This window comes from Nocardia sp. CA-145437 (genome assembly GCF_050956485.1).
Taxonomy (GTDB): domain Bacteria; phylum Actinomycetota; class Actinomycetes; order Mycobacteriales; family Mycobacteriaceae; genus Nocardia.
Genome location: NZ_CP191204.1, coordinates 1,367,020 through 1,379,317, shown reverse-complemented (window position 1 = coordinate 1,379,317; position 12,298 = coordinate 1,367,020). Strand labels below are relative to the sequence as shown.

At 69.7% G+C, this 12,298-nt stretch carries 15 protein-coding genes; 5 read left to right on the top strand and 10 right to left on the bottom strand.

The window, feature by feature from the left end; genetic code table 11:
- Nucleotides 1–29 precede the first annotated feature (29 nt).
- Nucleotides 30–488, top strand: a complete 459-nt coding sequence (locus ACQPYY_RS06110; RefSeq protein WP_379100378.1) for a transcriptional regulator — start codon at nt 30–32, stop codon at nt 486–488.
- Nucleotides 485–892 carry a DUF3817 domain-containing protein gene (locus tag ACQPYY_RS06105; RefSeq protein WP_379100376.1) on the top strand — a complete coding sequence of 136 codons (408 nt, stop codon included), beginning with the start codon at nt 485–487 and terminating at the stop codon, nt 890–892. Before ACQPYY_RS06110 ends, ACQPYY_RS06105 begins: the two co-directional genes overlap by 4 nt.
- A gap of 93 nt (nt 893–985) precedes the next feature.
- On the opposite strand, the gene ACQPYY_RS06100 is transcribed toward ACQPYY_RS06105, so the two are convergent.
- From ACQPYY_RS06100 to clpS, 10 genes are all read right to left on the bottom strand, one after another.
- The gene (locus ACQPYY_RS06100) at nt 986–1,591 is read right to left on the bottom strand and encodes a non-canonical purine NTP pyrophosphatase (RefSeq protein ID WP_357289281.1); all 606 of its coding nucleotides are present in this window, start codon (nt 1,589–1,591) and stop codon (nt 986–988) included.
- The gene (gene rph / locus ACQPYY_RS06095; RefSeq protein WP_379100373.1) at nt 1,588–2,358 is read right to left on the bottom strand and encodes a ribonuclease PH; all 771 of its coding nucleotides are present in this window, start codon (nt 2,356–2,358) and stop codon (nt 1,588–1,590) included. The genes ACQPYY_RS06100 and rph overlap by 4 nt, the downstream gene beginning before the upstream one ends.
- 150 nt (nt 2,359–2,508) lie before the next feature.
- The gene (locus tag ACQPYY_RS06090) at nt 2,509–3,273 is read right to left on the bottom strand and encodes a cyclic nucleotide-degrading phosphodiesterase (RefSeq protein ID WP_379100371.1); all 765 of its coding nucleotides are present in this window, start codon (nt 3,271–3,273) and stop codon (nt 2,509–2,511) included.
- Between the two features lie 75 nt (nt 3,274–3,348).
- The gene (locus ACQPYY_RS06085) at nt 3,349–4,077 is read right to left on the bottom strand and encodes a rhomboid family intramembrane serine protease (protein WP_433593013.1); all 729 of its coding nucleotides are present in this window, start codon (nt 4,075–4,077) and stop codon (nt 3,349–3,351) included.
- Between the two features lie 39 nt (nt 4,078–4,116).
- The gene (locus tag ACQPYY_RS06080; protein ID WP_433593012.1) at nt 4,117–5,079 is read right to left on the bottom strand and encodes a PLP-dependent cysteine synthase family protein; all 963 of its coding nucleotides are present in this window, start codon (nt 5,077–5,079) and stop codon (nt 4,117–4,119) included.
- 2 nt (nt 5,080–5,081) lie between these two features.
- On the bottom strand, nt 5,082–5,360 hold the full coding sequence (locus ACQPYY_RS06075) for a MoaD/ThiS family protein (protein ID WP_357289292.1): 279 nt from the start codon (nt 5,358–5,360) through the stop codon (nt 5,082–5,084).
- Between the two features lie 30 nt (nt 5,361–5,390).
- Nucleotides 5,391–5,810, bottom strand: coding sequence for a M67 family metallopeptidase (locus ACQPYY_RS06070; protein WP_357098659.1), 420 nt, complete (start codon nt 5,808–5,810; stop codon nt 5,391–5,393).
- Nucleotides 5,811–5,938: 128 nt separating this feature from the next.
- Entirely contained in the window at nt 5,939–7,000 is a 1,062-nt protein-coding gene (locus ACQPYY_RS06065; RefSeq protein WP_433593011.1) for a P1 family peptidase, read from the bottom strand.
- 57 nt (nt 7,001–7,057) lie between these two features.
- Nucleotides 7,058–7,627, bottom strand: a complete 570-nt coding sequence (locus ACQPYY_RS06060) for a DUF2017 domain-containing protein (RefSeq protein WP_433593010.1) — start codon at nt 7,625–7,627, stop codon at nt 7,058–7,060.
- A gap of 22 nt (nt 7,628–7,649) precedes the next feature.
- Nucleotides 7,650–8,006 carry an ATP-dependent Clp protease adapter ClpS gene (gene clpS, locus ACQPYY_RS06055; RefSeq protein WP_379102106.1) on the bottom strand — a complete coding sequence of 119 codons (357 nt, stop codon included), beginning with the start codon at nt 8,004–8,006 and terminating at the stop codon, nt 7,650–7,652.
- A gap of 182 nt (nt 8,007–8,188) precedes the next feature.
- Here clpS and ACQPYY_RS06050 point away from each other — a divergent pair, with 182 nt between their 5' ends.
- The 3 genes from ACQPYY_RS06050 to ACQPYY_RS06040 all read left to right on the top strand — a co-directional run bounded on the left by ACQPYY_RS06050 (nt 8,189) and on the right by ACQPYY_RS06040 (nt 12,268).
- Nucleotides 8,189–9,496: a nicotinate phosphoribosyltransferase gene (locus ACQPYY_RS06050; RefSeq protein ID WP_433594578.1), complete on the top strand. Its 1,308-nt coding sequence runs from the start codon at nt 8,189–8,191 to the stop codon at nt 9,494–9,496.
- Between the two features lie 69 nt (nt 9,497–9,565).
- Entirely contained in the window at nt 9,566–10,132 is a 567-nt protein-coding gene (locus tag ACQPYY_RS06045) for a nicotinamidase (protein ID WP_433593009.1), read from the top strand.
- A 90-nt stretch (nt 10,133–10,222) separates the two neighbouring features.
- On the top strand, nt 10,223–12,268 hold the full coding sequence (locus ACQPYY_RS06040) for an ATP-dependent DNA helicase (protein WP_357289306.1): 2,046 nt from the start codon (nt 10,223–10,225) through the stop codon (nt 12,266–12,268).
- The last annotated feature ends 30 nt before the right edge of the window (nt 12,269–12,298 follow it).

The following is a 12,298-nucleotide window of genomic DNA, read 5'->3' as shown; positions in this document are numbered from 1 at the left end:
TACTACGGGACCCGTAGTAGGCAGGTACCGTGGAGTGCGTGTCCGCTCCCCAACGCCGCCCGGCCCTGATCGTGTTCGTGGTCGTGGCGTTCACGGCGTGCCTGGGTCTGGGCTACTGGCAGTGGACCCGGTTCGAATCGGGCGGCGGCACCTATCAGAATCTCGGCTACGCGCTGCAGTGGCCGCTCTTCGCCGGATTCGTGATCTGGGCCTATGTCCGCTTCGTGCGGCTCGAGAAGGAAGCCGGGGACGACGAGACCCCGCCCGCCGAGCCCGGCACCGAAGCCACCGCCCGCCCCCGTCGCCCGAAACCGGCCGCACCGCGCGAGATTCCCGCGGGCCTGCTGCCGGAGCGCCCCCAGGCCGCCCGGGACGAGGATCCAGAGCTCGCCGAATACAACAGGTATCTGGCCGACCTGCACGCCCGCGACATGGACGACCAGGTCCGTGACGCCGGACTGCAGCACACCGAGAGGAGCGCCGGTTGAGCGCCAGCGACAATTCCGCGCCGTCCCCCGTCGCCACCGAGACCACCGCGCCGGCGCGCCCGCTCGGTTCCGCCGCACCCGAGAAGATCCGCGGCGCGCTGACCCGCTACCGCGTGCTCGCCTACATCACCGGCATCTGGCTGCTGGTGCTGTGCGGCGAGATGGTCTACAAGTACCTGCTCCTCGACGACAGCAGCACCGCCCCGCACTGGCTGTTCTACATCGGCCAGGTGCACGGGCTGTTCTACATGCTGTACCTGGTCTTCACCATCGACCTGGGCATCAAGGCGCGGTGGCAGCCGATGACCACCTTCCTGACCTGCCTGGCGGGCACCATCCCGTTCCTGTCCTTCGTGTTCGAGCACAACCGGACCCGCGAGGTCAAAGCGGCCTTCGGCCTCTGAGAGCCGGCGTACCGACGTACGAAGGGGTTCGAGGACCAGGTCCTCGAACCCCTTTCTCGTCTGCCGTGATGCTGTGTTCTCGTCTGCCGTGATTCAGTGACCGGCGAGGGCGGCCAGTGCGGGCAGCAGCTGTCGCAGGGCGCGGCCGCGGTGCGAGGCGGCGTCCTTCTCGGCCGGGGTGAGCTGGGCGGAGGAGAGCTCGCCGCCGTCCGGGAAGAACAACGGGTCGTAGCCGAAACCGCCGTCGCCCACCGGCTTCCGGCCGATGACGCCCGGCCATTCGCCCCGCACGACTTCCTCGACACCGGCGCCGACCAGGGCGCAGGCCGAGACGAAGCGGGCCCCGCGACGCTCGTCGGGGACGTCGCCGAGCTGGGCCAGCAGCAGGGTGTTGTTGGCCTCGTCCTTGCCGTGGGTGCCCGACCAGCGGGCCGAGAGCACCCCGGGCATGCCGTTGAGGGCATCCACCTCGAGACCGGAATCGTCCGCGACACAGGGCATTCCGGTGGCGGCGAAACCGTCGCGGGCCTTGAGCAGGGCATTGCCCTCGAAGGTGGGTTCGGTTTCGGGGGCCTCGTCGTAGGGCTCGACGTCGTTCAGGCCGACGAGCTCGATGCCCGCGATACCGGCCTCGTCCAGGATGCGGCGCAGCTCGGTGAGCTTCTTGGCATTGCGGCTGGCGACCAGGACACGGGTCATCGCTTCTTGGACTCCCCGGGCTCGGGCAGCACGCCCGGGTACGGCAGCGCGAGGGCTTCCTTCTGCACCACGAACAGCTGCTCGCAGCCCGCCAGCGCGGAATCGAGCAGCTTGTCCAGGGTGGAGCGCGGGAAGGTGGCGCCCTCGCCGGTGCCCTGGATCTCGACCAGGGTGCCGGTATCGGTCGCGACCACGTTCATGTCGACCTCGGCGCGCGAGTCCTCCTCGTAGGGCAGGTCCAGGCGCACCCGGCCGTCCACGACGCCGACGCTCACCGCGGCGATGGCGCAGGAGATCGGTTGCGGGTCGGCCAGTTTGCCGGCCGCGCCCAGGTAGGTGATGGCGTCGGAGAGCGCCACGTACGCGCCGGTGATGGCGGCGGTGCGGGTGCCGCCGTCAGCCTGCAGCACATCGCAGTCCAGGGCGATGGTGTTCTCGCCGATGGCGGCCAGGTCGATGCAGGCGCGCAGCGAACGGCCGATCAGCCGGGAGATCTCCTGGGTGCGGCCACCGACCTTGCCCTTCACCGACTCTCGGCCCGAGCGGGTGTGGGTGGCGGCGGGCAGCATGGCGTATTCGGCCGTCAGCCAGCCCAATCCGGAATCACGCCGCCACGGGGGGACGCCGTCGGTCACGCTGGCGGTGCACATCACCCGCGTCTGCCCGAACTCCACCAGCACCGACCCGGCCGGGTGCGAAGTGAAACCCCGAGTGATCTTTACGTCGCGGAGTTGGTCATCCGCCCTGCCATCGGCTCGTTTCGACACGACGCACAGCGTAGCTCCGCCGCCTCCCCGCACCTGTAGCGGGCAGCCAAGAGCCGTTGCATGTCTCGCACCGCGCCGACGGTCGTGTACCGAACCGATTCTGGGCGTACCCGGGGAGTTACCCCGACCGCCAGGAAATCAGTGGTCGCGTCAGATGTCGAAAACTTCGCCCGGGGAGACGGCATGGACCGGGCCCGAGAACACGGCCTTCGCCTCGGCGATGACGTCCTCGCGGGAGGTCCACGGCGGGATGTGGGTGAGCAGCAGCTCGCCGACGCCCGCGCGGGCCGCGATCAGGCCCGCCTCGTGGCCGGAGAGGTGGATGCCCGGCGGGCGGTTGGCCGGGTCGTGGGTCCACGACGCCTCCGACAGCAGAACGTCTGCGCCGCTGGCCAACTCGAAGACCTCGTCGCACAGCGCGGTGTCGCCGGTGTAGACCAGGGTGCGGCCGGCCGCGGTGGTGATGCGCAGGCCGTAGGACTCCGGCGGGTGGAACATGCGCCGCGCCTCGACGGTGTGACCGGTGCCGAACGGGATCGGGACACTCGCCTGCCAGGGCCGCATGTCGATGACGTCGGACCAGTCGTCGGTCTCGCCGCCGATCTCCGCGGAGGCGTTGCCGATCCGCAGCGAGGTGTCGGCCGGGCCGTAGACGACGGCCTTACCGGTCGGCGGATTCGGGTGGTAGCGACGCCACACCAGCAGGCCCGGCAAATCCAGGCAGTGATCGGCGTGCAGGTGGGTGAGGAAGATGTCGACCTCGCCCGGATCCAGGTGACGCTGCAGCGCGCCGAGCACGCCGGGTCCGAAATCGATGACGGTCGGTGTCATATCCGGGCCGGTCAGCAGGTAACCCGACGCCGGGGAATCCGGGCCGGACACGCTGCCCGAGCACCCGAGGACGGTGAGGCGCATTCCCCCATGCTGCCACGCTGCATTCTCACTCAACGGAGGGATCCCCCAAATCGCCGACCGCGACCAGCGTCACCCCTACGACGCGGCACGGCCGGCGTCAGCCCCGCGACGATGACGACGTTCATGAGCAGAGAGTACCCATCCGGCAACCACTCCACCCACCGCCCCGAAAAGATGTCCTTGCCAAGAGATTTCCGGGTTGCTCGGCAGCACGCCCCACAGGATCGACCCGTAGACGGCCAGCACCCCGAATCCGACCGCGATCTGCACCACATTCCGCGAGAACCAGCCCCAGCAGATCAGATAGGTGAGCCAGCCGAACACCAGTCCCGACGCCCCCACCGACACGGTGTGCGGCATGGCCGTCAGCCACACCCCCGCACCGGCGATCACCCAGATGACGGCGGTCGCCGCCAGCCCGCGCCCGATCCCGGTCAGCAACGTGAGCAGGCCGAGCACCAGCACCGGCAGCGTGTTCGCCAGCAGGTGCCCCCAATTGGCATGCAGGACAGGCGCGAACAGGATGCCGGTCAAACCCTCGCCGGAACGCGGCCGCACCCCGTTCTGATCGAGGCGGCCGCCGGACAGGCTGTCGACCGCTTCCACGCCGTACAGCAACGCGGTGAAGCCCAACGTCAGCGCAATGGCGCGCTGCCACAGCGATTTCAGGGCGCCCGGACCCGACGAACCGGTGTCGCCGGCCGGGACGGGCGTGCGCCCCGCCGCCGGTTCGGCCAATTCCCTGCGCAGCCGCGCGATCCGCTCCGGATCGAACGACGCGCCCATGCCGCCGCCACCGCTCATGGCAAGACCTCCTAGCCCTGCCCCGAGCGTACCGCCGGATCAGGCCCAGAGCTGGCCGTCGAGCCTCTCCTCCGCCTCCTCCAGCGTGCCGTCGTAGGCGCCGGTGGACAGGTACTTCCAGCCGCCGTCGGCGACCACGAACGCGATATCGGCACGCCGCCCGGCCTTCTCGGCCTTCTTGGCGACCCCGAGCGCGGCGTGCAGGATCGCACCCGTCGAGATGCCCGCGAAAATGCCCTCTTCCAGCACCAATTCGCGGGTGCGGCGGACCGCGTCGTAGGGGCCGACCGAGAAGCGGGAGGTCAGCACCGACTCGTCGTAGAGCTCCGGGACGAAGCCCTCGTCGAGATTGCGCAGGCCGTAGACCAGTTCGCCGTAGCGAGGCTCGGCGGCGACGATGTCGATGCCCGGCACCTTCTCGCGCAGGAAGCGCCCGGCGCCCATGAGCGTGCCGGTGGTGCCGAGACCGGCCACGAAATGCGTGATCTCGGACAGGTCGGCCAGGATCTCCGGGCCGGTGGTCTCGTAGTGCGCGAGCGAGTTGGCCGGATTGCCGTACTGGTAGAGCATCACCCAGTCCGGATTCTCGGCCGCGATCTGCTTGGCCAGCGCCACGGCCTGATTGGAGCCGCCCGCGGCCGGGGAGTCGATGATCTCCGCGCCGAACATGGTGAGCAGCTGACGCCGCTCCACCGAGGTGTTCTCGGGCATCACGCACACCAGCCGGTACCCCTTGAGCTTGGCCGCCATGGCCAGCGAGATGCCGGTATTGCCGCTGGTCGGCTCCAGGATCGTGCAGCCGGGCGTGAGCCGCCCCTCGGCCTCGGCCGCCTCGATCATGCGCAGCGCCGGACGGTCCTTGATGGAACCGGTCGGATTGCGGTCCTCGAGCTTGGCCCACAGGCGCACATGCTCGTCACCGTCCCAGCGCGGGGACAGGTTCTTCAGACCCACCAGCGGTGTGTTGCCGAGGGTCGCGATCAGCGACTCGTAGCGGGCCACGGTCAGCGGGCCCCGCCGGCGACCGCGGGCAGGATGGTGATCGAGCCGCCCTCGGGCACCTCGGCGTCCAGGCCGCCGGTGAAACGCACGTCCTCGTCGTCGACGTAGATATTGACGTAGCGCTTGAGCTTGCCGTCCTCGAGCAGCTTCGCCGCCAGGCCCGGATAGTTGGCCTCCAGGTCCGCGATGACGGCGGCCAGGGTCGCGCCCTGCGCCTGAACTCGCTTCTCGCCCTTGGTGATCGGGCGCATGATGGTCGGGATGGACACGGTGACCGGCATCGGGGGGACTCCTCTGTTTCTGGGTGGACGCTAGGCGGGGTAGGCGGCGACGATCTCGACCGGTTCCTCGGTGACGACACCGTCGAGGATCCGGTAGCTGCGCAGCTCGTGCTCGTGCGGATCCCGGGTGGAGACCAGCACGTAGTGGGCATGGGGTTCGGAGGCGAAGGACACGTCGGTGCGGCTCGGGTACGCCTCGGTCGCGGTGTGCGAGTGGTAGATCACCACCGGCTCCTCGTCGGCCGCGTCCAGCTCCCGCCACAGGCGCAGGTGCTCGTCGGAATCGAACTCGTAGAAGGTGGGCGAGCGGGCGGCATTGATCATCGGCACGAACCGCTCGGGGCGATCGGAGCCCTCGGGACCGGCCAGGATGCCACAGGCCTCGTCGGGGTGGTCGGCGCGCGCGTGCGCGACCATCGCCTCCACCAGGTCCGCCCTGATCACCAGCACCGTCGCATCCTTCCGTTCGCGCCCGAAGCACCCGGCCGAACGGCCGAAACGCTCCCGTCAACAGGTGAGAATATGCGGGTATTCCCGAGGCGGCCGGTCACCCTCGCGCCCGGGGGCGCCCGGTCGCGTCACTCGTCGAACAGGTCGCGGTAGGTCGGGATGCCCGCCACCGCCGTCGCGGACAGGATCGCGTCCACGATCGCCCGCTCCACGCACACCGCGGCCGCCGTGCACAGCTGGTCCAGGATCAGCAGATCCGCGGGAAAAGCCGGGGGCAGTGGGAAATTCGGCTGCTGCTCGGCGGTCCCGGTGGCCAGCGCGAACAGCGTGTCGCCGTCCAGCGGGGAATGCGCGGGCCGGATGGCCCGGGCCAGGCCGTCGTGCGCGGTGGCGGCCAGACGGCGGCAGGCCGCCGGATCCAGCGCCGCGTCGGTCGCGACCACGCCGATCGTGGTGTTGAGCACGGTGCCCTTCACCGCCAGCGCGTTGGCGGCGGTCAGCTGCGCGGCGGTGGGCGCGCGCAGCCCGAAGAACTCGGGACCGTCGGTGCCGGCACCCCACGGGAATCCGGTGCGCGGATCGAACACCGAGCCGACCGGATTCGCCACGATCACCGCACCCACCGTGATGCCGGCGGCCGGGCCTTCCGCGAAACGCACACTGGCCGTGCCGATTCCGCCCTTGATCGACCCGGCCCGCGCGCCCACGCCCGCCCCGGCCGAACCGCGCGCGAACTGTTCTCCCGCGGCGTCGGCGGCCAGGAATCCGGCGTCCGCGTCGGGCCGGATGTTCCACGCGCCCACCGGCAGATCGAAGATGACCGCGCCGGGCACGATCGGCACCACCCGCGCGGGGTCGGCGGGATCCATCGGAATGCCCTCCCGATGCTCCTCCAGCCAGCGCATGACGCCGTCGGCCGCGGCCAGGCCGTAGGCGCTGCCGCCGGTGAGCAGGATCGCATTCGCCTGCCGCACAGTGTTTCCCGGATCCAGCAGGTCGGTCTCGCGGGTGCCGGGGCCGCCGCCACGCACATCCACCGCCGCGACCGCGCCGCCCGGCACGCGCACCACGGTGCAGCCGGTGGCAGCACCCTCGCCGAGAGTGGCGTTCGGATCCAGGAGGCTGTGATGCCCGACCAGCACCCCGCCGACGTCGGTGATCGAATTACGTGGTCCCGCAGTACCGTTCACGGCGCTCCTCGTGTCTGATTGGCCCTACGCTTGGCTCCGGGCAGGTCGGGGACCTGGCTACGGCGCGAGCGCCTGGATCAGCGAGTCCTGCATCCAGGTGAGCCAGTGGTAGACCTCGAGGCTCGGGCCGCGCGGGTCGTCATCCGGGAAATGCTCGGGCGTGTCGGCGTCGATGTCGAGGGCCGTGCCCAGGGCCAGGCGGACGTCATTGAGGGCGGTGAGCCAGGCGTCGGCCTGTTCGGGGTTGATGACGACGCGGCCGCCCTGCGGGGGCAGCGTGTCCAGCACGACCCGGCCCGCGGCCACCTTGGATTCGATGATCTCCGGCTCGTGCAGGCTGCGCAGCGCGCTGTTCAGGTCGGCGCGCTCGGCGTCGGGGGAACCGGGTTCGGGGCGGTGGAAGTCCGGCAGCAGCCGGGCCAGCCGCGGGTCGGTGGGCGGCATCGAGTTGCCGAGCTGTAGCCCGGTCAGCGCCGCGAGATCGTCCTCGGGGGCCGATTCGGCCCGGTCGATCAGCAGTCCGGTGACCGCTCCGACCAGGGAACGCAGGACGTCCGCCTCGTGGGCGTCCATTTCCGAACGCAGCTTCAGCCCGCCCAGGGAGTTCTTTCTGCTCCACTTCCGCACGGGTTCACCGTAGTCGCCTTGTTCACTCGTCACGTTGCATGGTGGCCCACAGCCCGGCGGCGTGGAGCCGTTGGACGTCGTGCTCCATCTTGTCGCGCGAACCGGCGGACACCACGGCCTTGCCATCGTTGTGGACCTTCAGCATCAGCTCGGTTGCCTTACCTTTGCTGTAGCCGAAGAGCTTCTGGAAAATATAGGTCACGTAGTGCATGAGATTGACCGGATCGTCCCATACGACGGTGACCCAGGGCCGATCCTCTGCTTCCAGAATCTCGGAGTGTTCAATGGCCTCCGGTGTCGCCTGTGCCGACGACAGTGTCGCGCCGACGCCCACCGAACCGGCGGTCATCTCGACAACGTCTTCTTTACACAGACCCATATCAACCAGGGTACGACTCGACCCCAATGAAACAACAGCGGTGCCCATATGCCCTCCGCTTCGCTCCCCCGCTCCCAGGCGGGGGCCGATCAAGCCACAGTCCAGAACGAGGCGGGCCGCGAACCGCGGGTCTGTCGATAGTCGCTGCCATCGATCCGCGTCCTAGAGTTGGCCACGTGATCATGGCTGACGGACTGACCAGTACCGCATTGCTGACCGACCAGTACGAGCTCACCATGCTGGCGGCGGCGCTGGCGGATGGTTCGGCGCAGCGGCAGTGCACTTTCGAAGTGTTCGCTCGGAGATTGCCGAATGGTCGTCGTTACGGTGTGGTCGCCGGGACCGGGCGTCTGCTGGCCGCCCTGGGCGAATTCCGTTTCGGGGAGCCCGAACTCGCGGTCGCCGCCCAGTTCCTCGACGAGCGCACCCTGGAGTGGTTGCGCGACTACCGCTTCGGCGGGCAGATCGACGGTTATCGCGAGGGCGAGCTGTTCTTCCCGGGCTCCCCGATCGTCACCGTGCGCGGCACCTTCGCCGAATGCGTACTGCTGGAAACCCTGATCCTGTCCATTTACAACCACGACAGCGCCATCGCCGCCGCGGCCGCCCGCATGGTCAGCGCGGCCGGGGGCCGCCGCATGATCGAAATGGGTTCGCGCCGAACCCACGAACTCGCCGCCCCCGCCAGTGCCCGCGCCGCCTACCTGGCCGGCTTCGACGCCACCTCCAACCTGGAGGCGGCCCGCAGCTTCGGGGTGCCCAGCGCCGGGACCAGCGCGCACGCCTTCACCCTGCTGCACAGCGGCCGCGACGGCGCGCACGAGGCGGCGGCCTTCCGCAGCCAGGTCGAGGCCCTGGGCGTGGGCACCACGCTGCTGGTGGACACCTTCGACATCACCCGCGGCGTGGCCACCGCCATCGAGGTGGCGGGAACCGAATTGGGCGGGGTGCGTATCGATTCCGGCGATCTGGGGGTGCTGGCGAGGCAGGTGCGCGAGCAGCTGGACGCCCTGGGCGCCCTCCGCACCCGCATCGTGGTGTCCGGCGACCTGGACGAATACGCCATCGCCGCGCTGCGCGCCGAACCGGTCGACGTCTACGGCGTCGGCACCTCACTGGTCACCGGCTCCGGCGCGCCCACCGCGGGCATGGTCTACAAGCTGGTCGAGGTGGAGGGCGTCCCGGTCGCGAAACGCAGCTCCCACAAGGAGTCTCGCGGCGGCACCAAGCGCGCCGTGCGCCTGTCCCGCGACACCGGCACCGTGGTCGAGGAGATCGTCTACCCGGCCGTCTCGGACCGCCCCGAGTCCGGCCGCTTCGAGGTCCGCGACCTCCAGGTCCCCCTGGTCCGCGACGGCGATGTGCTCCCCGGCCTGCCGACCCTGGCCCAGAGCCGCGAACTGGTCGCGAAGGGCCTGATCAGTCTTCCGTGGGAGGGCCTGAAGCTGTCGGCGGGCGAACCGGCGATCCCGACGACCTTCCAGGGCTGACGACCGAGCGGCACAATGCACTACGAGACCCGAACCGCTGTGGTTCGCCCAGGCCCCGGGAGGCAGTCCATGAGCCGAGCCCTGATCGTCGTCGACGTCCAGAACGACTTCTGCGAGGGCGGCTCGCTGGCCGTCACGGGCGGCGCGGCCGTGGCCGAACGCATCACCGAATACCTGGGCGTCTCCGATTACACCGCGATCGTCGCCACCCGCGACTTCCACATCGACCCGGGCGCGCACTTCTCCGCGCAACCCGACTACGTCGACACCTGGCCGCCGCACTGCCGCGTCGGCACCCCCGGCGCGGACTTCCACCCCGCCCTCGACACCACCGCGATCCAGGAGATCTTCTCCAAGGGCGCCTACACCGCCGCCTACTCCGGCTTCGAGGGCACGGCCACCGACGGCGACACCGCCCTGGACGCCTGGCTGCGGGACCGCGGCATCGATGCCGTCGACGTCTGCGGCATCGCCACCGACCACTGCGTACGGGCCACCGCCCTGGACGCCCGCGCGGCTGGCTTCGAGACCCGCGTCCTGCTCGGCCTCACCGCCGCCGTCTCCCCCGGCACCCTGGCCACCGCGCTGAAGACGCTGCGCGAATCCGGCGTGGAACTGGCCGGAACGCTGGAGTGACCCGCCCGGCTGTCGGCGGAAATCGGTCCTGCCGGACGGCCCGCCGAGGTTTGCGCGAGGGTTGTCAGGGCGGCGCAGTAATGTCGTCGCGTGCCCGAACTGCCTGCCGTTCCCAAGCTCCTGGCCACCGCTGTACAGGCGTTGGGAGGTAAGGAACGCAAGGGGCAGCAGACGATGGCCGCGGCGGTCGCGCACGCCATCGACACCGGTGAACACCTCGCCGTCCAGGCCGGCACGGGTACCGGTAAGTCCCTCGCCTATCTGGTGCCGAGTCTGCGCCACGCGGTGCGGACGGGACGGACCGTCGTGGTGTCGACGGCAACCATCGCATTGCAGCGTCAGCTGGTGGATCGCGACCTCCCGCGCCTGGCCGACGCGCTGGCGTCGGATCTGGGCCGGGTGCCGCAGTTCGCGATTCTCAAGGGACGCAACAACTATCTGTGCCTGAACAAGATCAACAGCGCGATTCCGGACGAGCCGGAACAGGAACTGTTCGACGCATTCGCCATCTCGAAGCTGGGCCGCGAGGTCCAGCGCCTCAACGAATGGGTCTCCGACACCGAGAACGGCGACCGCGACGAACTCACCCCCGGCGTCACCGATCGCGCGTGGCGGCAGGTGAGCGTCAGCTCCCGCGAATGCGTGGGCAAGTCCCGCTGCGCGTTCGGCCAGGACTGCTTCGCGGAGAAGGCGCGCGCCGAATCCGCCCAGGCCGATGTGGTGGTGACCAATCACGCGCTGCTGGCCATCGACGCCATCAGCGGCATCCAGGTGCTGCCCGAACACGACGTGGTGGTCGTGGACGAGGCGCACGAACTGGTGGACCGGGTGACCGGCGTGGCCACCGCCGAACTGTCCACCGGCGGCATCAGCGCCGCCGCCAAACGCTGCTCCAAGCTCATCGACGAACAGGAAGTGGACCGGCTCGAGGGCGCGGCCGAGGCCTGGCACGGCCTGCTCGACGACCTGCAGCCCGGCCGCTGGGACCGGATGCCCGACGGCGCGGCCCCGGTGCTGGCGCTGATCCGCGACGCGGCCTGGAACGCCCGCACCGCGCTGGCCCCGCAGGGCGGCCAGGCCGCCGATCCGGAGTCGGCGGCGGCCCGCAATCAGGCGCTGGCGGCGGTGGAGGAGGTGCACGACGCCGCGGTCCGGGTGCTGACCACCTTCGAGGAGGCCGATCCGGCCGCGCACCGCGACGTGGTCTGGCTGTCCTCGGAGGAGATCCGCGGGGTGCCGCGCCGGACCCTGCAGATGGCCCCGCTGTCGGTGGGCGGTCTGCTGCGCAGCCGCCTGTTCGGCACCGCCACCGTGGTGCTGGCATCGGCGACCCTGCAGATCGGTGGTTCCTTCGACAATCTGGCGGTGACCTGGGGCCTGCCGCCGCAGTCGTCGGCGGTGGTGGATCCCGCGCTGGCCAACGGCGCCGAAGCCCCCTCGGACGAGAAAGCGCTGCGCTGGAATTCGGTGGACGTGGGTTCGCCGTTCGATCATGCCAAGTCCGGAATCCTGTATGTGGCAAAGCATCTGCCCGCGCCGGGCCGGGACGGGCTGCCGCAGTCCTACCTGGACGAGATCGAACGTCTCATTCGCGCGGCGGGCGGGCGCACGCTCGGGCTTTTCTCGTCGATGCGAGCGGCCAAGGCGGCCACCGAGATTCTGCGTGAACGGCTCGATACGCCCGTGTTGTGCCAAGGTGACGACGCGACCGGCGCACTTGTCCGGAAATTCGCCGACGACCCGGAAACCTCACTGTTCGGAACACTTTCGCTATGGCAGGGCGTGGATGTCCCGGGGCCGTCGCTGAGCCTGGTGATCCTGGACCGCATTCCGTTCCCGCGCCCGGACGACCCGCTGCTGGTGGCCCGCCAGCGGGCGGTCGAATCCCGAGGTGGCAATGGCTTTCTGTCGATCGCGGCCAATCACGCGGCGCTGCTGCTGGCGCAGGGCACGGGCCGCCTGCTGCGCAGTGTGGACGATCGCGGCGTTATCGCAATTCTCGATTCGCGACTCGCGACGGCACGCTATGGCGGTTATCTTCGAGCATCTTTACCACCTTATTGGGAAACATCCGATCCCCAAGTTGTGACAAAAGCTCTCGAACGACTGACAAATAGTGTCGCACAATTGAAATGAGCTGTGAGAACCCTCACAGGAATAGCTCCT